Source organism: Bradyrhizobium barranii subsp. apii, assembly GCF_011516635.5.
Classification (GTDB): Bacteria; Pseudomonadota; Alphaproteobacteria; order Rhizobiales; family Xanthobacteraceae; genus Bradyrhizobium; species Bradyrhizobium barranii.
The window spans coordinates 380,973-403,561 of sequence record NZ_CP096256.1 but is presented as its reverse complement, the minus strand read 5'-3'; the positions used below and the strand labels follow the sequence as shown (position 1 = coordinate 403,561).

The 22,589-nt window shown below is 61.8% G+C and carries 19 protein-coding genes and 1 pseudogene; 18 read left to right on the top strand and 2 right to left on the bottom strand.

Annotation, left to right across the window (positions count from 1 at the left end; genetic code table 11):
* Positions 1–97 precede the first annotated feature (97 nt).
* From HAP41_RS48920 to HAP41_RS50580, 7 genes and pseudogenes are all read left to right on the top strand, one after another.
* A pseudogene (locus HAP41_RS48920) lies at positions 98–1,261 on the top strand (IS256 family transposase); the annotation flags it as partial.
* 218 nt (positions 1,262–1,479) lie between these two features.
* Positions 1,480–2,991 (top strand): IS21 family transposase, encoded by a 1,512-nt coding sequence (gene istA / locus HAP41_RS48915; protein WP_166105319.1) that lies wholly within the window; start codon positions 1,480–1,482, stop codon positions 2,989–2,991.
* Between the two features lie 14 nt (positions 2,992–3,005).
* A complete protein-coding gene (gene istB / locus HAP41_RS48910) occupies positions 3,006–3,758 on the top strand; it encodes an IS21-like element helper ATPase IstB (RefSeq protein WP_166057122.1) in 753 nt (250 codons plus the stop codon).
* A 54-nt stretch (positions 3,759–3,812) separates the two neighbouring features.
* The gene (locus HAP41_RS48905) at positions 3,813–4,004 is read left to right on the top strand and encodes a hypothetical protein (RefSeq protein ID WP_166106848.1); all 192 of its coding nucleotides are present in this window, start codon (positions 3,813–3,815) and stop codon (positions 4,002–4,004) included.
* Between the two features lie 73 nt (positions 4,005–4,077).
* Positions 4,078–4,512 (top strand): S8/S53 family peptidase, encoded by a 435-nt coding sequence (locus tag HAP41_RS48900; RefSeq protein ID WP_176400502.1) that lies wholly within the window; start codon positions 4,078–4,080, stop codon positions 4,510–4,512.
* A 72-nt stretch (positions 4,513–4,584) separates the two neighbouring features.
* Positions 4,585–5,928, top strand: coding sequence for an IS1380 family transposase (locus tag HAP41_RS48895; RefSeq protein WP_166053720.1), 1,344 nt, complete (start codon positions 4,585–4,587; stop codon positions 5,926–5,928).
* A gap of 196 nt (positions 5,929–6,124) precedes the next feature.
* Positions 6,125–6,796 carry a S8 family serine peptidase gene (locus HAP41_RS50580; protein ID WP_166106914.1) on the top strand — a complete coding sequence of 224 codons (672 nt, stop codon included), beginning with the start codon at positions 6,125–6,127 and terminating at the stop codon, positions 6,794–6,796.
* Between the two features lie 32 nt (positions 6,797–6,828).
* Here the strand turns inward: HAP41_RS50580 and HAP41_RS48885 are convergent, their stop codons facing one another.
* On the bottom strand, positions 6,829–8,103 hold the full coding sequence (locus HAP41_RS48885) for an IS256 family transposase (protein ID WP_166064748.1): 1,275 nt from the start codon (positions 8,101–8,103) through the stop codon (positions 6,829–6,831).
* On the opposite strand from HAP41_RS48885, the gene HAP41_RS48880 reads away from it, so the two are divergent.
* The 10 genes from HAP41_RS48880 (at position 8,102) to HAP41_RS48835 (ending at position 18,885) form a co-directional block, all read left to right on the top strand.
* Positions 8,102–8,671, top strand: coding sequence for a hypothetical protein (locus HAP41_RS48880; RefSeq protein ID WP_175618591.1), 570 nt, complete (start codon positions 8,102–8,104; stop codon positions 8,669–8,671). The genes HAP41_RS48885 and HAP41_RS48880 overlap by 2 nt on opposite strands.
* Before the next feature lie 306 nt (positions 8,672–8,977).
* Positions 8,978–9,607, top strand: a complete 630-nt coding sequence (locus tag HAP41_RS48875; RefSeq protein WP_224581163.1) for a hypothetical protein — start codon at positions 8,978–8,980, stop codon at positions 9,605–9,607.
* A 131-nt stretch (positions 9,608–9,738) separates the two neighbouring features.
* Positions 9,739–10,458 carry a hypothetical protein gene (locus HAP41_RS48870; RefSeq protein ID WP_166106912.1) on the top strand — a complete coding sequence of 240 codons (720 nt, stop codon included), beginning with the start codon at positions 9,739–9,741 and terminating at the stop codon, positions 10,456–10,458.
* A 549-nt stretch (positions 10,459–11,007) separates the two neighbouring features.
* The gene (gene istA, locus HAP41_RS48865; RefSeq protein WP_166063394.1) at positions 11,008–12,549 is read left to right on the top strand and encodes an IS21 family transposase; all 1,542 of its coding nucleotides are present in this window, start codon (positions 11,008–11,010) and stop codon (positions 12,547–12,549) included.
* A gap of 16 nt (positions 12,550–12,565) precedes the next feature.
* Positions 12,566–13,327 (top strand): IS21-like element helper ATPase IstB, encoded by a 762-nt coding sequence (gene istB / locus HAP41_RS48860; RefSeq protein WP_166063422.1) that lies wholly within the window; start codon positions 12,566–12,568, stop codon positions 13,325–13,327.
* A 514-nt stretch (positions 13,328–13,841) separates the two neighbouring features.
* Positions 13,842–15,116: an IS256 family transposase gene (locus tag HAP41_RS48855; RefSeq protein ID WP_166064748.1), complete on the top strand. Its 1,275-nt coding sequence runs from the start codon at positions 13,842–13,844 to the stop codon at positions 15,114–15,116.
* Positions 15,117–15,209: 93 nt separating this feature from the next.
* Complete coding sequence (locus tag HAP41_RS48850; protein WP_166106910.1) at positions 15,210–15,899, top strand: ParA family protein; 690 nt, start codon at positions 15,210–15,212, stop codon at positions 15,897–15,899.
* Positions 15,889–16,872 (top strand): ParB/RepB/Spo0J family partition protein, encoded by a 984-nt coding sequence (locus HAP41_RS48845; RefSeq protein WP_166106908.1) that lies wholly within the window; start codon positions 15,889–15,891, stop codon positions 16,870–16,872. The genes HAP41_RS48850 and HAP41_RS48845 overlap by 11 nt, the downstream gene beginning before the upstream one ends.
* Positions 16,873–17,296: 424 nt before the next feature.
* Entirely contained in the window at positions 17,297–17,815 is a 519-nt protein-coding gene (locus HAP41_RS48840) for a plasmid mobilization protein (protein WP_166106905.1), read from the top strand.
* Positions 17,812–18,885, top strand: coding sequence for a relaxase/mobilization nuclease domain-containing protein (locus tag HAP41_RS48835; protein WP_166106903.1), 1,074 nt, complete (start codon positions 17,812–17,814; stop codon positions 18,883–18,885). Before HAP41_RS48840 ends, HAP41_RS48835 begins: the two co-directional genes overlap by 4 nt.
* Before the next feature lie 159 nt (positions 18,886–19,044).
* Here the strand turns inward: HAP41_RS48835 and HAP41_RS48830 are convergent, their stop codons facing one another.
* The gene (locus HAP41_RS48830; protein ID WP_166106900.1) at positions 19,045–20,196 is read right to left on the bottom strand and encodes a hypothetical protein; all 1,152 of its coding nucleotides are present in this window, start codon (positions 20,194–20,196) and stop codon (positions 19,045–19,047) included.
* A gap of 1,410 nt (positions 20,197–21,606) precedes the next feature.
* Between HAP41_RS48830 and HAP41_RS48825 the strand changes: the two genes are divergently transcribed.
* Complete coding sequence (locus HAP41_RS48825) at positions 21,607–22,389, top strand: tyrosine-type recombinase/integrase (RefSeq protein ID WP_166106898.1); 783 nt, start codon at positions 21,607–21,609, stop codon at positions 22,387–22,389.
* The last annotated feature ends 200 nt before the right edge of the window (positions 22,390–22,589 follow it).

Sequence of the window (22,589 nt, the reverse complement as noted above, 5' to 3'; positions counted from 1 at the left end):
GGATGTCCCGGGTTCTGTTGAATTTCTGAAGAGGTCGGCGTTGCCCACCTTGAGCCGGTAGGCTCGGGGTGCTGATTCCACAAAGGAGAGCAACGCCATGACGAGAGATATCACACCGGCTGGTTGGCCGGCGACCGGGGCTGTGGAGAAATCATTTGCGGAAGTGCGAGCGAGCTTCGATCGGTTCTGCCTTGCGGCAGGAATCGAGGCGCTCGGCACGATGATGGAGGCGGATGTGACAGCGGCCTGCGGGCCGCGCCACGGTCGTGATGCGGCGCGGCGGGCGCACCGTTGGGGCCGAACGCGGGGGCGGATCGGTTTCCACGGCGGCAAGATCGAGGTCGATCGCCCGCGGGTCCGGGGCATGGACGGCCGCGAGGTCACGATCCCGAGCTGGGAAACGGCGGCGCAGGAGGACTGGCTCGGTCGCTGGGCGATGAACCTGATGCTGATCAATGTGTCGACGCGCCGGTTCGGCCGCGCCGTCCGGCTGCCCGAGGGTGACGTGCCGGCACCGCCCGGATCGGGGATTTCGAAGTCGGCGGCCTCGCGGAGGTTCGTGGCTCTGTCGGCGGCGCGGCTGGCCGACTTCATGGCTGCCGATCTGTCCGCGCTCGACCTTCTGGTGGTCCAAATCGACGGGCTGCATCTCGACGACGATCTCGTGCTGGTGGCCGCGATCGGGGTTGACGGCGAAGGCAACAAGCATCCGCTGGCGCTGGTGGAAGGGGCGACCGAGAATGCAGCAACGGTTCAGGCCCTGCTGGACAACCTGGTCTCGCGCGGGCTCGACCCGACGGTGCCAAGACTGTTCATCGCCGACGGCGCGAAGGCGTTGTCGAAGGCGATCCGCCGCACCTTCGGTTCGGCCGCTGCGATCCAGCGCTGCCAGATCCACAAGGCGCGCAACATCATGGAACGCCTGCCGAAAGAGCATCATGCGGCCACCCGCCGGGTGCTGCGCCAGGCCTGGGAGCTCGATGACGCCGACAAGGCTGAAAAATTGATCCGCAATCTCGCGCGTCGACTCGACCAGCAATGGCCCGGCGTTGCGGCCAGTATCCTCGAAGGCCTCGACGAAATCCTGACTGTCGTCCGGTTGAAGTTGCCGAAGGAGCTTCGCCGATCGCTCGCCTGTACCAATATCGCCGAGAACATGATGGGCACCATTCGCCGCGTCACGCGCAACGTTAAACGCTGGCGGGATGCCGGTATGGCCTTGCGATGGGTCGCGGCCGGTATGATCGAGGCCAACAAGGGTGCGGATTCCGATTTATTCCGGCCGGGTATTCCGACTTGAAGCCGGCCATCGTTCCGATTTGAAGCCGGCCACGATTCCGAAATGAAACCGGCCGGCATTCCGATTTGAAGCCGGCCGGGTTTTGGAAGTCGGCGTTTTCGTTTGGGTCAGTCCTTCAGGCATCAAGTCCCTCGTTGATCCACGAGGGGAAGCGGATGCCGGCCAAGAGAGAACTGACCATGCGACAGATACGACAGATGCTGCGGCTTGCCCGTGATGGGGTGAGCGCCCGGGAGATCGGGCGCACGCTCGGGGTGGCGCGCAGCACGATCCAGGACAATCTCAAGCGTGCCTCGACTGCCGGGCTGGCGTGGCCTTTGGCGGGCGATCTGACCGACGCCGTTCTTGAACAACGTCTGTTTGCCCATGCCGGCGTCAGGCGCGGCTTCCGCCGGCGCCGGGAGCCGGATTGGGCCTCGCTGGCCTGTGAGCTGAAGCGGCCTGGCGTCAATCTGATGGTGCTGTGGGAGGAGTACCGGGCGGTCCATCCGGAAGGTTATGGCTACAGCCGGTTCTGCGATTTATTCCGGGAATTCGAGCGGCGGCTGTCTCCGACGATGCGGCAGGACCATCCGGCCGGCGACAAGGTCTTTGTCGATTACTCCGGCAAGAAGATCATGATCGTTGATCGCGCAACCGGGGTTGTGCGCGACGCGGAGATCTTCGTCGCCGTGCTTGGCGCCTCGAATTACACCTACGCCGAGGCGACCTGGACGCAGACACTTCCGGACTGGATCGAGGCTCATGTCCGAATGTTCCGGTTCTTTGGCGGGGTGCCACGCCTCGTCGTCCCTGACAATCTGAAGTCCGGCGTGCACCGGGCGTCGTTCTACGACCCCGAAATCAATCGCAGCTACGGGATGATGGCGTCCCATTACGGCGTTGGCATCCTTCCGGCACGGCCAAGAAAGCCCCGGGATAAGGCAAAAGTGGAAGCCGGAGTGCGTTTTGCCCAGACCTATATCCTCGGGCGGCTTCGCCGGCAGACCTTCTTCTCGCTGGCTGAGGCGAATGCGGCAATCGCCGCCGCGCTGGAGCGCATCAACGCCCACGTCATGCGCCGGATCGGCGTCAGCCGCCGACAATTGTTCGAGACCGTCGAGATGCCTGTCCTGGCGCCGTTGCCGGATGCCGACTATCAGTTCGCGGAATGGCTCCTGGCCCGCGTCTCGCTCGATTATCACGTCGAGGTCGACGGCTTCTTCTACTCAGTTCCACACGGCCTGATCCGGGAGCAGGTCGACGTTCGCGCCACCACCCGGACCATCGAGTTGTTCCATCGGGGTTTGCGTGTTGCTGCTCACCAGCGCCGTTATGGCGGCCGCCGGCACGGCACTGATCCCGATCACATGCCCAGTGCGCATCGGCGTTACGCCGAGTGGACTCCCGATCGATTCCGGCGCTGGGGGCGGTCGATCGGGCCCAACACCGAGGGGCTCGTTCTCGCCATCCTGGCCAATCGGCCTCATCCCGAACAGGGATTCCGGACCTGTCTCGGCGTGCTTCGGCTGTTCAAGGATATTGATCCCGAACGCGCCGAGCTGATCGCGGCCCGCGCGGTCGCGGTCAGCGCACTGACCTACAAGAGCATCGCCTCCATCATCGCCAACAAGCTCGAACGCAGTTCTCGCGATACCGAGGACGCGATCATCGAACATCCCAATCTGCGCGGCCCCGGTTACTTCCATTGAAAGGATTATCCAGCATGCTCACCCATCCCACCCTCGACCTGCTGCATAGCCTTGGTCTCCACGGTATGGCCAAAGGCTTCAAGGACCTCGATGCCCAGTCCGAAGCGCGCAGCCTCGAACACGCCGAATGGCTGGCGTTGCTCCTGGAACACGAGAAAACGCTGCGCCAGCAAAAGCGGTTCGAAAGCAGAGCTCGAGCCGCCAAGCTGCGTCATGCCGCCTGCGTCGAGGATGTCGATTACCGCGCTATCCGCGGCCTCGACCGCACGCTCTTTCTAAAACTCGCCGCTGGCGACTGGATCCGGGCACGACATAATCTCCTTGTTACCGGGCCGTGCGGCGTCGGCAAGAGCTGGCTCGCTTGTGCCCTCGGCAACAAGGCTTGCCGAGACGACTTCTCAGTTGCCTACCATCGTGTGCCGCGTCTCTTCGCCGCTCTCGCACTCGGCCGCGCCGATGGCCGCTATACCAAGATGCTGCGGGCGATCGCACGACTTGATCTGCTGATCCTGGACGACTGGGGACCAGAACCTCTCGACGCCGACCAGCGCCGTGATTTGCTCGAAATCGTCGAGGATCGATACGAAGCCCGCTCGATTATCGTCACCAGCCAGCTGCCCGTCGATCGCTGGTACGAAATCATCGGCAACCCCACCATCGCCGACGCGATTCTCGATCGCCTCGTCCACAATGCCTACCGCATCGAACTCAAAGGAGAGAGCCTCAGGAAGCAGAAGCAACCCGCTCAAGATCAACCGGTCTCTTGACCTTCCCAGCCCTCGACGACATCATGAAATTGACCCATGCGAACGACGCCACGGGTGGCCGGCTTCAGATCGGAATACCCGGCCGGCTTCGAATTGGAATGCATGGCCGGCTTCGTCGGAATCCGCAACAAGGGCTTCCGACGATTGAAGGCGCATAAGCAATTGTCGGTTCTGCGTGCGGCCCTTCAAGCTCACCACGATCGCATGACAATCAAGTCCGTTGCCCACGTCACGAGGGCTGCGTAATATTCATTCCGGCAACGTCGACCCGACGTAGTTCAACAGCGATCGGGACATCCCCGGAGTCGGCCGTGGAACCGTGCGCATCGCGACCCGCGAGGCCCTCTTCGAGTTGCTAGCCTCGGGGGCATCCTACCGGATCGATCCGGTGCGTCCTATCAGGGTCGCTGCGCCCGGCGAAGGTGCTCATCCCACCACGCCGGTTAACGTGGCTGACGCCCCGATTGTGGGTGTGGTCGACGGTGGCCTTCACGCACCGAGTTATGCAGGTGCGGAAGCGTGGCGCGCGCGCAAGTTCGTCACCGATGCACAGGCGGACCGTGTTCACGGTAGCGCCATCAGCTCGCTGGTCATTCAAGGGCATGCTTGGAACACAAATCGTGTCTTACCTGATCTCGACTGCCGTATCGGGACCGTTCAGGCTGTTCCCGCGCGGAACACCAATGCCAGGATCGACGAACTAGCCCGTCTTATTCGTCAGAGGGCGCCTGAGAGGCTGGCGAGCGTGGTGTAAAGCGCTGATGCGGCGTAGGATTCGGTTGCAAAGCCAACCCCATCACCTTCAGCCGCGAACACCAGGCCCGCCATGACCGATGATACGATTCTGCCCTTCTCGTTTCCAGCCGTTCACGCCAAGAAAGTCACAGCTGCCTTCGATGGCGGTCGGCTGACCTCGAACGGGGGCGTGATGCTTCTGGCGATGGCCGAGCGGCGTCTCGGCTTGGCCGACAATTTGGCCCGGGTGTTCCCGGATCGGCGCGATCCGACGCGGGTCGTGCACAGCCTTGTCGATATGTTCCGCGCGCGCATGTTCGCGATCTGCTGCGGCTACGAGGACGCCGACGACCTCGATCATCTGCGGTCCGATCCGGCATTCAAGCTGGCCTGCGGACGGCTGCCGGACACGGGTCGCGATCTGTGTTCCCAACCGACGCTGTCGCGTCTGGAGAATGCTCCGCGCCTGCGCGACGTGATCCGACTGACCTACACTTTGGTCGACGCATGGATGGATAGCTACCCGCGCGAGCCGGCATCCGTCACGCTCGACATCGATGATACCTGCGATGTCGTCCACGGCCATCAGCAGCTCTCGCTGTTCAACGCTCATTATGACGAACGCTGCTTCCTGCCGATCCACGTCTACGACACGGAGAAGAGCCGGCCCGTGGCGGTCGTGCTGCGGCCCGGCAAGACGCCGGGCGGCGTCGAGGTGCGTGCCCATCTGCGCCGCCTGGTACGGCATATCCGGACGCGGTGGCACAACACGCGAATTACGTTCCGTGGCGACGGGCACTATGCCCGGCCGGAGGCAATGGCGTGGTGCGAGACCAACGGCATCGACTACATCTTCGGTCTGTCCGGCACCAAGCCGCTCGCCAGAAAAGTCGACGCGGTCGCCGACGACATCCGCACGCGACGCGCCATCGAGAACCTGCCGGTTCTGCGCGGCTATACCGAGACGCGCCACAAGGCAAAGTCCTGGGATCGCGAACGACGCACCGTCGCCCGTATTGAGGCGACGATGCTCGGCCTCGACATCCGCTTCGTCGTCACCAGCCTCGATGTCGGCTCGGCCGAGTGGATCTACGACAGCCTGTATTGCGCGCGCGGCCAAGCCGAGAATCTGATCAAGCTGCATAAGACGCAGCTCGCCTCCGATCGCACCAGTTGCCGTTCGGCGCTCGCCAATCAAGTCCGCCTCGTTCTCCATACCGCCGCTTATTGGCTGATGCTGACCGTGCGCGACGCCATTCCCAAAGTCCGGGAATTGGCCACTGCCGAGTTCGCGACGCTGCGTCTTCGGCTCTTGAAAATCGCCGCCCGGGTTGTCGAGACCAAGAGCCGCATTCGCCTTGCGTTCGCCGCGGCATGTCCCGAAGCCGACCTGATCCGCAGCTTGCCCGGCGCGCTGCTGCCGCTCGGTCCTTGACCGGTGGGGCGTCCGCCCGCGTTCACCCAACCCATCCCTCAAGCGCGTTGCAAAGTACCGGTCGTCAGGCGGTGAAAAGCCGAAGGCAATCCTGTGCGCCTCGTCAGCGGAGGTGTGCGGATGCACCAGTCGGACCAAAATACCGCGCTCTCACGAATAGGGCGGGCTAGACCTCATCGACCACCTTGCCGACGTTATGCGGACCCACCCAGATACAAAGGTCTGGAATATTTCTGCCAACCAACCTGGTGCTAGCCCAGACGCGGTGAGCTTGCTTGGCCACGAACTCGCCACCCTAAGCCGCCACTTCGGCGTTCTACCGGTCGTATCGGTCGGCAATGTGTCTCCGTCAGGCACGACACGGCCGGAGCCGCCGGCTGACTGTGAGGCCGCCATCGTGGTGGGCGGCCGTCAAGCGAATGCAAGCGGTGGGCCGGCTGGGCCTTGTCCTAATTGCCTTGGAGGGCCAGGTCCCGACGGCATGCTCAAACCAGACGTATCCTGGTTTTCTGAGCTTCAGATGATCGGCGGTGTTACCGACACCGGCAGCAGTTATCCGACGACGCTGGTGTCGTCGTTGGCGGCGCATACGTTCGCTAACCTCCGTAACCCGACGCCCGATCTCGTGAAGGCGCTCTTGGTCAGCGCGAGCGAACTCGATGAGCACCACCCGCAACTCGGGTGGGGAACGCCGTACCAGGGAACTATGCCGTGGACATGTGCGCCGGGCACCGTGGCGCTAACCTGGACGGCTCAGCTGCAGCCAGGAACGGCCTACTACTGGACTGGTATCCCGATTCCTCCAGAGATGATCCATAACGGCAAACTGCTCGGCCGGGCGAGGTGGGGATGTCCCGATCGCTGTTGAACTACGTCGGGTCGACGTTGCCGGAATGAATATTACGCAGCCCTCGTGACGTGGGCAACGGACTTGATTGTCATGCGATCGTGGTGAGCTTGAAGGGCCGCACGCAGAACCGACAATTGCTTATGCGCCTTCAATCGTCGGAAGCCCTTGTTGGCCTCGATCATACCGGCCGCGACCCATCGCAAGGCCATACCGGCATCCCGCCAGCGTTTAACGTTGCGCGTGACGCGGCGAATGGTGCCCATCATGTTCTCGGCGATATTGGTACAGGCGAGCGATCGGCGAAGCTCCTTCGGCAACTTCAACCGGACGACAGTCAGGATTTCGTCGAGGCCTTCGAGGATACTGGCCGCAACGCCGGGCCATTGCTGGTCGAGTCGACGCGCGAGATTGCGGATCAATTTTTCAGCCTTGTCGGCGTCATCGAGCTCCCAGGCCTGGCGCAGCACCCGGCGGGTGGCCGCATGATGCTCTTTCGGCAGGCGTTCCATGATGTTGCGCGCCTTGTGGATCTGGCAGCGCTGGATCGCAGCGGCCGAACCGAAGGTGCGGCGGATCGCCTTCGACAACGCCTTCGCGCCGTCGGCGATGAACAGTCTTGGCACCGTCGGGTCGAGCCCGCGCGAGACCAGGTTGTCCAGCAGGGCCTGAACCGTTGCTGCATTCTCGGTCGCCCCTTCCACCAGCGCCAGCGGATGCTTGTTGCCTTCGCCGTCAACCCCGATCGCGGCCACCAGCACGAGATCGTCGTCGAGATGCAGCCCGTCGATTTGGACCACCAGAAGGTCGAGCGCGGACAGATCGGCAGCCATGAAGTCGGCCAGCCGCGCCGCCGACAGAGCCACGAACCTCCGCGAGGCCGCCGACTTCGAAATCCCCGATCCGGGCGGTGCCGGCACGTCACCCTCGGGCAGCCGGACGGCGCGGCCGAACCGGCGCGTCGACACATTGATCAGCATCAGGTTCATCGCCCAGCGACCGAGCCAGTCCTCCTGCGCCGCCGTTTCCCAGCTCGGGATCGTGACCTCGCGGCCGTCCATGCCCCGGACCCGCGGGCGATCGACCTCGATCTTGCCGCCGTGGAAACCGATCCGCCCCCGCGTTCGGCCCCAACGGTGCGCCCGCCGCGCCGCATCACGACCGTGGCGCGGCCCGCAGGCCGCTGTCACATCCGCCTCCATCATCGTGCCGAGCGCCTCGATTCCTGCCGCAAGGCAGAACCGATCGAAGCTCGCTCGCACTTCCGCAAATGATTTCTCCACAGCCCCGGTCGCCGGCCAACCAGCCGGTGTGATATCTCTCGTCATGGCGTTGCTCTCCTTTGTGGAATCAGCACCCCGAGCCTACCGGCTCAAGGTGGGCAACGCCGACCTCTTCAGAAATTCAACAGAACCCGGGACATCCCCGGCGAGCCTCACGGCCGTGCTCAAACCCGTTGTGTCGCCCTTTGCCGAAACCAACTACTTTGCTACGCGCCTTGAAACGTCGCTCTCGTACCAACATCCGACGAAACCAAGTGAGTGGAAGTCCCTACTAGGGTCGATGATGGAGTCAACGCTTCCCGAGAACGATGCGCGCGAGAATCTGAAGAAGTGGCAGCCGATCCGGAGGCATTGCCGCGATTTCGCCAAAGGCGGTGGCTTGGCCTTTTCCGGCAACCAACTCCGCCTGTACGCGCGCGTCTTCGCGCGCGATCTCTACCAATTCGGCTGGCAAACCAACGGCGATGTCGGCCCGCAGGAGGTAGCATTCGTGCTCACCTTTCGGGGACCGGGCGACGAGCCGTCGATCTACAACTCGACCGCACAGATGCTCGGGACGTTTGTGGAAAGCGCGGTAATCAACCAAGAAATCGAGATTACCAACAATCCGTAAAATGGTGGGGGCGGCCGGTCTCGAACCGGCACAGATCTGTGAAACGGCCGTGGAACACCGCCAGTCCCCTTTGAAATTGAGAAGTCCTATCCTCCACGGGGCCCACTGCAACAGTGCAGGCTTGTTCAAAGCGCTGCATTCAGCTGCTTCCGATGTGGTCAGTCAAAGAAATCTAAACTCATAACGATCTACGGTGATGACTGGTCCAGGCACCTTTGCAATGGCTGCTACGGGAGGCTCCTGTCGATCTATGAGGTTAAGGCAGGCACGGCCCCAGATGATGAGCGCGCTGATGCTCTTGCGGCCGTGCTGCTGGGCCTCGTCAGCAAAGACGATATTGCCCAGGCGGAGCGTCTGCTCAGGGCGTCTGAGAAGCGAGCCGAGCTGCTTTCGCCGGAGGCCATACGGTTCATTTCAACCTCGGAGCATGTGTCGAGGCATCTAGCGGTTCAGCCCGAGCTGGAATGGTCGCCAGCCGTCATCGGGCTCTGTAAGTCAGTAGAACTGGAGTGTGTCCGGCTTCTACTGCGGCCACTGGCAGGACAGCTTGCCGGAGCCGATCTCGCGGCCGACCGAGCCGACAAAGACTACGGACGAGTGGCCGCGTTCTGTGCTGAGCCGACACGACGTCCGCCAGAGTTGGGAGCGATCGTCCATCTCCTAAGGACATTGACGAATAGCAAACAGCGTCGGCAGCAGAGTGTCCTTTTACAGGGCTTCTTGAAGATGGTCTCGAACTGGTCTGGCTCACATTGGGTGCTGGACGAGGGCGGGCTCGCGGGTTTTCTCAACACCCTGACGATCAATTACAGAAATCCCGCAGCCCACACCACGGAGCTGGGGCAGGCTGATTACAACAGGTGTCGCGATCTTGTTCTCGGCGCCGATGGAGGACTTTGGAAGCTGTTGGTATCCACAGTCAGGCACCGCAGCTAGGCGCAGGCGCCCCGAGCCGCCTTCCGCGTCTCGGCGATCCGATCTTAAACTCATCCCGGGTTCTCTAAAATTGAAGCAAGGGGTAACGTCACGAAGCGGATTCATGCTCGGGCTGATCAGGAGGCAGCATAATGTTCAAGAAGCGGTCGAGCCCGAGGGGTCTGATGACGAGCCGGACAGAGCCGGGCCCAACCTTCAACCTCATGACCGAGGAGGGGAGGAAGGACTTCCAAGATGCTGCACAAAACCCGCTTATGTCGTTCACTTTGACCGCCGGAAGCCAGGGTGAGGAGGTCATCGCATTCGGCCCGAACTGGCTCGAAATGTGCAGAAGAAATCTCGCCGCTTTTGAAGAGATCGCGCGCTCGGAGGGAGCACAGGAAAATTGGCGACTGAACCCAGCAATGAGGGATTCAGGCCAACTCGATCGAGTCTTACTCGCGTCCGAGATGCTGGAAAATGCCCTCAGTGCGAAACGAGTCCTTGAAAGGCTTGTCGGTGAAAACGATCGCGAGCGCGCGAAGCTTCTAGCCTATCAAGCAGTGTACGAACTCACCGCGCTTGCGGCGAACTATCACGCTTGGACGGTGGTCGACAACGAACCATCCATTGTTGCTCGCAATCAATCGATCGAAGGCGCAAGGCAGGGAGGCCTCAAGAAGGCGCAAAGCAAACGCGGCCGCGATTTGGAAATCGCTCGCCAGTTTGAAGCCCAGAGGGGCGGAAAGCTTAGTGATACCGCCCTGAAGCAAAAGATAGGCAGGAAGTATGGACTAGGACGGACGGCCGTCTCCGATGCAATTAGACGCGCGCAAAAAAGTGGTCGCCGAGCGGGGCAGACCGACCGATAGACCGTCTATTACCTCCGGGTAACTCCGGTCGCTTCTTTGACCGGACCTTAAACGGAGGTCAAAAGTATGGCAAATCTACGTACTCCCGAGGCGTGCCGCGGACGTCGCCGGGCGCGGCGCCGTGATCGCAGCGTTGTTCGCGCTCCAGCATGGCGGCGTCGCCGCCATTCGCCGGGCTCTGTGCCGAGATGCACGAGGGCTGCCACTAGGCCTGCTTGGCATGGCCCTCGACAAGCTCCTCGTTTTGTGAGCGGCCGGGTGAGGAGGCAGGAGGGTGACGGAGAAGCCGATGAGACAAGCTCGTCATGGTCAATCACGCCCTTCTTGAGCTCCCGCCGGGCCCCCGTGACCTCGAAAACCGAGAAGCTCAAGCACGTGCATGTTTCGCGGGATCGTGAGCACGGATTTCAGGGGATCGTGAGCAGAGATTTCAGACGATCGTGAGCACGGATTTCGCGGGATCGTGAGCAGCTTTTCAGCAACTCAGCCCGCTTCGGCCGACAACTCAACCGGCTTAGGAACTGCCTCGTCAGTGAACGAGGAAGGCCGATGCCCACCCAGAGATTGTCGATGCGCCGGATCAAAGAGGTTCTCCGCTTAAAACATGTTCAAGGCTTGCCGGAGCGAGCCATCGCGCGCACCTTGGGCATCAGCAACGGCGCCGTGCACAGCTATCTACGCCGAGCCGGGGCTGCCGGGCTGAAGTGGCCGTTGCCGGCCGGAATGAGCGACGAGGACCTGGAGCTGCTGCTTTTCCCGGCGCCGAGGCCTGCGTCGCAGAGCCCCCAGCGGGCCGTTCCCGACTGGGGCTATGTCGACAAGGAGCTGCGCCGACGCAACGTGACCCGTCGGCTGCTGTGGGACGAGTATCGCGCCACCCATCCCGATGGCTTCGGCTACACCTGGTTCTGCACGACGTACGAGGCCTGGAAGGGGCGAGCCCGGCCTTCGATGCGGCAGACGCATCTGGGCGGCGAGAAGGTTTTCGTGGATTTCGCCGGCGACACCATCGACGTCATCGATCCCTCAAACGGGGAAGTGCAGTCGATGAAGCTGTTCGTCGCGGCGATGGGCGCCTCCAACTATACCTATGCCGAGGCCTGTCCAAGCGAGGGGCTCGCCGACTGGATCCGGGTCCACATCAATCTTTTCGCCTTCCTCGGCGGCGTGCCGACATTCGTAGTCTGCGACAATCTCAAGGCCGCCGTCACCAATCCCGACCGCCACGATCCCGGCCTCAACCGAACCTATGCCGAGATGGCGAGCCATTACGGCACGGCCATTCTCGCAGCCCGGCCGCGGCGCCCAAAAGATAAGGCAAAGGTCGAAGTTGCGGTGCAAGTCGCCCAGCGATGGATTCTGGCGCGGCTGCGCAACCAACGCTTCTTTTCGTTGGCGGAGCTGAACGCAGCCATCAAAACACTCGTCGTCGAACTCAATGCAAGGCAGATGCGCGACTTTGGCGCCAGTCGCGCCGAACTGTTCGCCGAGCTCGACAAGCCCAAGCTTACAAAGCTGCCGGACCAGGCTTACGCTTTCGCACGCTGGAAGCGATGCCGGATCGGCCCCGACTATCATATCGAGATCGATGGACACTGGTATTCCGCGCCGTATCGGCTCATCCGTGAGCTTGTCGACGCACGCATCGATGACAGAACGGTCGAGATCTTCCACAACGGCCGCAGGATCGCCAGCCACGCCCGCGCGCCCAACCGGCGGGGCCACACCACCATCGCCGACCATATGCCCAGCGCCCATCGGCGCTACGGTCAATGGACGCCCGCCGGAGTGATCGTCGCCGGCGAGCGGATCGGTCCGTCGACCGCCGCCTTCTTCCAGGCCGTGATCGCGGCCCGGCCGCATCCCGAGCAAGGCTTTCGCACCTGCCTCGGCATTCTGTCACTGGTCAAAAGCTACAGCGCGGAGCGCGTCGAAGCGGCCTGCCGGCGCGGCATTCTGATCAAGGCGCGATCCGTCGCCTCGATCCGCTCCATCCTCCAGAACGGTCTGGATCGTACCTTTCTCGACGAGCCCTCCGAACACCAACCCCTGCGCCACGGCAACATCCGCGGCCGCGATTATTTTCACTGAAGCCAAGGAGACCTGTATGCTCAACCATCCCACCCACGAACGCCTGATCGAGCTCGGCTTGAGCGGCATGGCCAAGGCCTTCGAGGAGCAGCGACGATCGCCTGATCTCGAAGCCTTGCCGTTCGAAGATCGCATCGGCCTGCTGGTCGACCGGGAAGCGGCGGAACGCGACACCAGGCGGCTCACCACGCGCCTCAAGCTGGCCTCGCTCCGCCAGAATGCCTGCGTGGAGGACGTCGATTTGCGCACGCCGCGGGGTATCGACCGGGCCGTCTTCGCCAAGCTCGCCAGCGGCGACTGGATCGATCGCCACGAGAATTTGCTCATAACCGGGGCGACCGGATTGGGCAAAAGTTGGTTAGCCTGTGCCCTCGGCCACAAGGCCTGCCGAGATAATCGCTCGGTCCTCTATCACCGCGTCCCAAGATTGTTCGAAGCGTTGGGGCTCGCGCGGGGCGATGGACGTTATGCCCGCTTGCTCAAAACCCTTGGCCGCGCCCAGGTTCTGATTTTGGATGATTGGGGATTGTCGGTGCTCACCGCTGCCGAGCGGCGCGATCTACTGGAAATCCTTGACGATCGCCATGGCCGCTCCTCCACCATCGTAACCAGCCAACTCCCTGTGGACACATGGCACGAAGTTATCGGAGATCCCACGCTAGGCGACGCGATTCTGGATCGCCTCGTCCACAACGCTCACCGCCTCCAGCTTGCTGGCGAAAGCATGCGAAAACGCAACGCCAAAACCATCACCCTTGACGAGCAGCCAGAACGCTGACCCTATCACCGCCTCGGCCGGAGCGAGGCTGCTCACGATCGTCTGAATTCGGCGCTCATGATCGCGCGAAATCGCTGCTCACGATCACTGAAATATGCAAGCACGCTCACGTTGAGGCCCGAAGCGATCCGCTCCATCCTATTGGAGTCAGCGACCCTGACTCTTCCGACAGGGGATTTTGCGTTCGATCTTCGACATTGTCCGCGTCGCGTAACGTTGCACTGGTGTGTTGGTTTAAACCAACACACCAGTACGACAGGCCCAAGGGAGTTGTTGCGCGGGGGCCCGTCGGTAAACGAGCAATCTCTGTCGTCGTGGGCGGAGGAATATTGATGGCGCAAGCGTATCCGCTCTCTCCGCAGGCTGCTGAATGAACATCATTGTCATCAACAATCAGAAGGGGGGCGTCGGCAAGGGGGATGTCCCGGGTTCTGTTGAATTTCTGAAGAGGTCGGCGTTGCCCACCTTGAGCCGGTAGGCTCGGGGTGCTGATTCCACAAAGGAGAGCAACGCCATGACGAGAGATATCACACCGGCTGGTTGGCCGGCGACCGGGGCTGTGGAGAAATCATTTGCGGAAGTGCGAGCGAGCTTCGATCGGTTCTGCCTTGCGGCAGGAATCGAGGCGCTCGGCACGATGATGGAGGCGGATGTGACAGCGGCCTGCGGGCCGCGCCACGGTCGTGATGCGGCGCGGCGGGCGCACCGTTGGGGCCGAACGCGGGGGCGGATCGGTTTCCACGGCGGCAAGATCGAGGTCGATCGCCCGCGGGTCCGGGGCATGGACGGCCGCGAGGTCACGATCCCGAGCTGGGAAACGGCGGCGCAGGAGGACTGGCTCGGTCGCTGGGCGATGAACCTGATGCTGATCAATGTGTCGACGCGCCGGTTCGGCCGCGCCGTCCGGCTGCCCGAGGGTGACGTGCCGGCACCGCCCGGATCGGGGATTTCGAAGTCGGCGGCCTCGCGGAGGTTCGTGGCTCTGTCGGCGGCGCGGCTGGCCGACTTCATGGCTGCCGATCTGTCCGCGCTCGACCTTCTGGTGGTCCAAATCGACGGGCTGCATCTCGACGACGATCTCGTGCTGGTGGCCGCGATCGGGGTTGACGGCGAAGGCAACAAGCATCCGCTGGCGCTGGTGGAAGGGGCGACCGAGAATGCAGCAACGGTTCAGGCCCTGCTGGACAACCTGGTCTCGCGCGGGCTCGACCCGACGGTGCCAAGACTGTTCATCGCCGACGGCGCGAAGGCGTTGTCGAAGGCGATCCGCCGCACCTTCGGTTCGGCCGCTGCGATCCAGCGCTGCCAGATCCACAAGGCGCGCAACATCATGGAACGCCTGCCGAAAGAGCATCATGCGGCCACCCGCCGGGTGCTGCGCCAGGCCTGGGAGCTCGATGACGCCGACAAGGCTGAAAAATTGATCCGCAATCTCGCGCGTCGACTCGACCAGCAATGGCCCGGCGTTGCGGCCAGTATCCTCGAAGGCCTCGACGAAATCCTGACTGTCGTCCGGTTGAAGTTGCCGAAGGAGCTTCGCCGATCGCTCGCCTGTACCAATATCGCCGAGAACATGATGGGCACCATTCGCCGCGTCACGCGCAACGTTAAACGCTGGCGGGATGCCGGTATGGCCTTGCGATGGGTCGCGGCCGGTATGATCGAGGCCAACAAGGGCTTCCGACGATTGAAGGCGCATAAGCAATTGTCGGTTCTGCGTGCGGCCCTTCAAGCTCACCACGATCGCATGACAATCAAGTCCGTTGCCCACGTCACGAGGGCTGCGTAATATTCATTCCGGCAACGTCGACCCGACGTAGTTCAACAGCGATCGGGACATCCCCTCGGCAAGACGACCCTTGCTGTACATCTCGCCTGGTTCATGGCGGAGTCGGGCCGGCGGGTTTTGATGATCGATGCCGACGCGCAAGGCAACGCGACCGACACGCTCAAACGTCACGTGGGAGAGACTTCGGCGGCCGGTCTATTCCATCCGGCGGCACGGATCGTCGCCAGCGGGGACAGTGGCATCACGTTTGCGCCAGCAGACAGCTCGTTGACCGACGTTGATCGCGGCAGTGCCGCTGCAGTGATGACCCTTCAGCAGAATCTTGCCGCTGCTGCCGAACTGTTCGACATTTGCGTCATCGACACACCGCCGTCGCTTGGACTTCGCAGCGTGGCATGTCTGGTTGCGGCCTCGCACGTGTTGGCACCCATCTACCTTGAGGACTATTCGGTGAAGGGCGTCAAAGGCCTGCTGCAGACCGTGATCGGGGTGCAACAGCGTTACGGCCGCGAGGGCATGACCTTCCTCGGCTTGTTGCCATCAAACTTCAACACTAAATCGCCGCGCCAACGTACCCATCTGGAGCAGTTGTTGCGGGAAGCCGGCAAGTATGTCTTCCCGGGCCAGATTGTGGCCCGCGACGGCTATGCCGAAGCTGTAGCGGAACGAGTCCCGGTGTGGAGTCTCAAGCGCCGCTCGGCTCAGGAGGCTGGTCGGGAAATCCGCGCTGTTCTCGGCAAGATCGCAGAACGGCTCGACGAGGAGATGACTGATGGCGCTTGATCTTAGTTTCAAAGACCTCGCCGACGTCGCTGAAAGGGGAAGCGGCGGCGCCGGGTCCCCACTTCGCATCGCGATCGACCGCATTGACGAAGACCCAGATCAGCCGCGCCGTGTCTTCAGTGAGCAGGAACTCGATGAACTTTCGGCGACCATCCTCGAACATGGCGTGCTGCAACCCATCGTAGTTCGCCGGTCCAACCAGGAGGGCCGATACGTTATCATCATGGGTGCGCGCCGGTATCGCGCTGCGCAGCGTGCCGGGTTACAGGAAATCCCGGCATTTTTGCAGGAAGGCGGCGAGCCGGATCGATACGCGCAGATGATCGAGAACATCCAGCGCGACGATTTGCGCGCACCCGAGATCGCCGCGTTCGTTGCGGGCCGTCTGGACGCCGGCGACACGCAGGCCGAAATTTCGCGCAAACTCGGCAAGCCAAAAGACTGGGTGTCGCGGTTCGCCTCGGTTCAAAGCATGCCGGAATTTCTTCGGACGAGGCTTGAGAAATCGTCGATTCGCGCAGTCTACGAACTCTACCAGGCTTGGCGCACCCATCCGGAAGCGATCGAAAGGCTTTGCGCGACGCGCGAGAGCTTTACGGATGCACAGGCGCGAGAGCTGGTTCGGGAGGTTCGCGCCAATTCCGACCGCACCGGTGCTCAGAGTGAACCCCCGGCGGAATCAATACCGTCGGATAGGAGTGATCTCGCGACGAGAGCGACGCTGTGGCGTCCGGCAAGCGAGGGCGCAGATGCACCAACCAATGATCTGTCGGCGAAATCTCGTGTCGCTTCGCCATCACGGTCGGCATGCCTGACGATCCTGGTACGGCACCAGCATCGGGCCGGTCGCCTTCTGATTGATCGTAGCGCGTCGCAAGGCAGCCGTCATGGTGTCGTGGTGTTCGATGGCTCCGACGACGCGGAAGAGGTGCCGGCGTCGGCGCTCACGATCGAGGAGATCCTTTCGCCATGAGATTCTTCTTCTATTCCTGTTCGAGGAACGAAGTCTCGCGGCGGGTAGCGGTGGAGCGACGTTTCCACCCGAAGGGTGGCGCGTCAGCGCTGCAGCCGAAGGCCGAACGCGCTTCCCGTAGCGCCGTAGTGAGGCCGCAGGCTGCTGAAACGTCGCGGTCCACAACCTCGGAGCCGGCTGGTCAGCCCCTGTACCGCTGTGCTGGTACTTCTCTGGCGGGAACTCTCACCCTGCAAGCGAGCGGCGCTGGACAGTTGGCCCTGACAGCTGTTGAGCATTCGCCATTTTGCTGGCTGGGTATGGACGGCTTCAAACCCGGCGAATGTTGGTTCAAACCAACACGGAGGGGGTGGTCTCAGCGTTTTCTAGTGCAGGATAGGCTTCGCGCCAGCGATGTATTACATCGCGATTGGGATTGGAGTGCATGGCTCTGATCTCGCTTCGCGTCCCCGACGAAGTCGCGGCGGAGTTCTCAGTTCTTGCAGCTACCCAGGGCGGCAAATCCGCGCTGCTGCGGCGTCTCATTGCTGATGCCCTAGCTGCACCAGCGCCACGCATCTTGGCGTTGCCGGTCGGACGGCCGGAGAAGGTGACGGTGCGATTTCGCGAGAGCGAGATGCGGCAGCTCGCGGAAGTTTCACATCAGCGTGGCATGACCCGAACCGGCTGGATCGTCGCGCTCGTGCGCTCGCGATTGGCATCGCCAGTACAGCATTCCCCAGACGAGCATGCCGTGCTTCGCGCGATCGTTCGCGAGCTCAACCGGATCGGCGGCAACATCAACCAGATCGCGGGTGCCGCAAACACCAGTGTGCTGCAGGGCAGGGCGGTCGAGTTCGATCTGTCCGCAATTCAAGAGGCAAAAGTGGTCATCGAAAGAGAGCTCGCGCAATTGCGCAATGTGCTGAATGGCAACGCCGATTATTGGGATGGGCAGCAATGAGTCGGCGCTACTCGCCGCGGCCGAATGACCTGGCCTCCGAACTTCCGCCGATTTCGTATGTCTGGGAAACGCCCAATCGGCGCCCGCGGCGGGCCGAGTGGGATATCCCCATCCCGACCGCCCCCGGCCGCCTTACGCCGGCGATGCGTGCAAAACTCGAGCGCATCGTGCGCCGAGCACCAGAGGTGATGGTCAAGATCACTGGCCGCACCAAGGACGTGGCGCATCTCAGGTCGCACTTGGCATACATCACGCGAAACGGCGAGCTCGATGCGGAAACAGACCAGGGCGCAATGATGACGGGTCGTGCCGGATTGAAAGATCTGCAGCAACAATGGGAGGATGATGCTGGTCTCGACCAAAAGCGCCGCCGCGATGGATCGCTTTCGATCAACATCATCCTGTCGATGCCGGCTGGCACTGATGCCGTCGCAGTCAAGGAGTCAGCCCGGGCATTTGCCATCGAGACGTTCGGGGGCAATCGCGACTACGTCTTCGTCCAGCATCTCGACGATAAGCATCCCCACGTGCACTTGACCGTTCGGTCCCTCGGGCATGACGGCAAGCGCCTGAACCCCCGCAAGGCGGACCTTCAGGTCTGGCGCGAACGGTTTGCCGGAGAGCTTCGGCTTCGTGGGATCGCGGCGGAGGCAACGCCGCGACGAACCCGGGGACAGGTTCGAAAGGCTGATCGCGGGGTGGTGCTCGCTTTACGCAAGCGAAAGATAACGCCCGATGTCGATCGGCTTGCCCGTGAGCAGGTGCTTTCGGAGGTGAGGGGCGGCAAGGCGGTCAAACATCCTTGGGATGAACAAACTAAGTCACGTCAGGATGCGATCCGAAGGCGATATCTCGACTATGCCGCCGAGCTACAGCGCTCTGGTGTGGCAGCAGATCACGAGCTAGCGCGCCAGATTCGGCAATTCGTCAACGAGATGCCGGCTGTCGAAACCCGCTGGCATGTATTGAAAAGCGAGGTCTCCGAGCTCGCTAGTAGCCGGCGCCGCGGGGCAGAGCTGGGAGGAGATGACGTGCGCGATCACAAGCGAGATGATGAGCGGACAAGATAATGGGACCTGGATGATTAGATACTCTTCGAGCTAAATTGGACCTCCGCCGCCCGCTGACTCTTAATTAGCGGGTCCCAGGTTCGAGCCCTGGTGCGCCCACCAAGCTTCTCAATAGCTTAGGGGTTTGTCACCGTCGTCATTCCGACAGACGTGTCGTGTCTATTCCGACAAACCGGCTGCCTTTGTTCTTTCCTCTCGCCGTTTCTTTGTGCCGGAAATTAGCTGTTTCCGTGTGCGCTTTGCATAGGTCGGCAACTGCCGCGACGAGCGATGGCGGCCAGCGGCTCTGAGCTCGGCGTCCGTCAGATCGCTGTCGGCTCCCTCGGTAAAGCCGCCGTGGCGGAATGGTGTAAAAGAAAGCTCTTCGCGAAGATCCGCTGCACGGACGATCTTCTTCACGACCGCGCGTAGATAGCGAAGATCCTGCTTGGCCGTGATCCAAGGCACCGGGGTAGGTGACCTCCGGTGCGAATGGTCGCGTCGAAAGACCAGGCCGGACACGGTCGTCTGCTTGAACTCGTCGAGCTCAGCCATCAGCTCCGGGAATAAGTTCTCGCCAGTCTCATCGAACAGTGGCCACCAGGCTTCCTCGCCATTCTTTGGATGGACGATGCGAACGCTATTCGGACGTTCTTTCGGTCGGTAGTGACTGATCTCGAGCGCGCCGAACACGTGCTCTTCTCTCTGGAGCCACTCCCACGCGACAAGTGCCGCCGTTGCCACCGATCGGTGGCCAAGTTCGTTCGCCTTGGCGCGAAAGGCAACGAGTTCGTCCCAAGTTGCAGTCGGCGTCTCTCGCACTGGCTTTCCTGGTGCGCGCGCCTTCAGTCCCATTTTTGAGAACGGGTTGACGGCGGGCACTTTCTTTTCTTCTGCGCGCTGCCCGACGAACCAGGCGCGCCGGCACGCGGTCATCGCCGCGTTCGCAAAGCGTCGACGTTCCCGCTGGACGACGTTTCCATCGGCGTCTTTCTCTTCGACAATGAGCAGCTTTGCATAAACGGCGTCGACGAAGCCCTTCGTAAAGTCGGCGATCTGCTTCGACCCAGCGCGCGTGCCGTCTTTTAATAGGTGGTCAGCGAACAACGCCAAGCCCTGCTCATAGAGACGCTGTGGCTTGTGGTCGATTTCCTTCCACTTCTGATGCGCCTTGAAGACGCTGGCGAGCCAGTCGAATGATCCCTGTGCGATGCCGACGGGGACCATGTCCGTCAGGCCACGAGATCGCCAACTGTCGAATGCCGGCAAGAGAACGTATTCAGCGCGTTCTACGGCCGCAGGGTAATCCTCGTCTAAGGGCTCTGCCTTCACATGGCATCCCTGTTCGCGTGCCCAGGTGGATGGCTCGAAAAAGTAGGCCCATCGGCCACTCTTTAACGGCTTCCGTCTGCAATACAGAGGCAATTTCAAAGCAGTTTCCGGTGGCTTCATACCAGTGCTGCCAGATCGGTTAGCGGCCGATTCTGCCGGATGGCGCAGACCCGCGCAACATATTCGTCTACGACGACCTTAGACCAAATTGGCTCTCGTGACCGGCCTCGGATGCGGTAGCTTGTTGGTGCCGGTGCGCGCCCCTTGGAAATCGCGCGTACGAGTTCGTCGACGTTCCGGAAATCGAGATAAGCCGCGAGCATGTCAATTCGCATCTCAGCTGGCCAGGCACCCCTCTCTGGGTAACGAGGCAAGCACGCGACCTGTCGCGCGTTCGACGCACGCCTCTTGCCGTCGTCGGCCAGTTGGGCTTCGGGGCTGTCGATCGCCATGAAGTGCAGCAAACATCATTCGCCGGATCGTTCAACACCAAGCCAAACTAGGTTGCAGCATCCTGCGCTCAGGTCGGACGGCTTGAGTCATCTCGATCAGGCTGGTGACTGTTAGGTCAAATCGATCATCTTCGCGTTATCGCAAGGCTGGACATGTCTGAGCCGCCATATGTTGCCTTCGCCGGCTCATTGCTCAGTCTTCGACCCTCGCCCCGCTGGATCGCGGTGCAGCCGATCATTCTACCGCCGTGAATACCATCATTGTGGTGCATAGTTAGGTCTTCAGTTTTTGATGAAGATTGTGAGCATGCGTCCAATTCAAGTTCGGTCCCGCTTCGGACAAGCTTTGCCCCGTACCGTGGGTTCGAATACCACTCTCTCAGCCACTGCCGCCGTTGATAGCGACGCGAAGCTGAAGGCTCGCGTGACGCAGCTCGTCGCGGATGCTCTTTCGGGGACTGCATTTTGCCGCGACTGGCATCACCACGTCCGTGGTGGAATTCCGCGCAGGTCCCGGATCGTCCGTTGAAAGCTTCTAAGCCATTGCAAATTGTGCTATAATCGCTTCGTGAAAAATTCGCCGCTGCTCACGGTCGTTCACCGCAATCCGCTGCAATCCGTGCTCAATGGTGGGGCGGATGGTGGGGCGGAAAATGGCCAAGAGACAGCTGCACAAGCTCTCGGCTCGGGAAGCGGAGACCATAGTTGAGCGCGGACGCCACAGTGACGGCGGTGGGCTTTACCTCGCGATCGAGACGGGTGCGCACGCGCGACGGCAATGGGTTTTCCTGTACCGTGTGCCTGGCACCGGGAAGCGTAGAGAAATCGGACTGGACTGGGCTCGGCGAAGGGCAAAGGCAGGGATGGCATCTCGCTCGCTGACGCCCGCCTCAAGGCGGCAGACGCGCGCAAGAAACTAGCCGAAGGCAAGGAGCCGGAGGCGGAGCGGCGCGCTAAAATGGTGGCGGCTAGCAGCTTCGGAGAATTCGCGGACGCCTTCCTGCTATCAATCAAGGCCGGCTTCAAGGGCAAGAATACGCTCGCAGATTGGACACGTGACCTGAAGGTCTGGTGTAAGCCTATCCGGGGTACGGAGCTCACCAACATCACCGTGAACGATGTGTTGGGGATTTTGTCGCCCATATGGATGACGATCAACCGCACGGCGCGCGAAACGCGAAGCCGGATCGAGCGCGTGCTTGACGCCGCAGAGGCGAAGGGGCTTCGGTTCGGGAAGAATCCCGCGATGTGGAAGACCTTGAAGCCGCTCTTGTCGAAGCCGAAACTCTCGAAGCGCCATCACAAGGCCGCGCCATACAAGGACGTCCCCGGCATCGTCCAGGCGCTGCAAGCCAACCACGAGGCAGCGGACACGGCGGTCAACCTCGCGGCCGAATACATCATCTTGACGGCAGTGCGGACCGGCGAAGCCCGTCTCATGCGCGTGCGCGAGGTAGACTTCGGGGAGCGGCTTTGGACGATCCCGGCCGAACGGATGAAGACAGAAGACCATCCCGAAGGCCAAGATTTCCAAGTGCCGCTCTGTGACCGGGCAATTGAGATCTTGAAATCAGTCATCCCGAAGGACGCCGCGCGCGACGCTTACGTGTTCGCAGGGCAATGGTCCAAGGACCACACTAAGCCACTAGGCATGAATGCCGTGCTCCATGCGCTGAAGACAGTCTATCCGGCGATGACGGCGCACGGGTGCCCGATCCAGCTTCCGCGATTGGGCCGGTGACGAGACGCGTTTCGAACGCGAAATTGCGGAGATGGCATTGGCCCACAAGGTGGGTGATGAGACCGAGCAAGCCTATCGGCGTGGCAATGCGTTGAAAAAGCGGCGACAGTTGATGGACGCTTGGAGCCGATATGTCGCGAGAGGTTCCAACGTGATCACACTTCCTCGTCGTGCCTCGGTATAGGTCTTCTATCCGGATA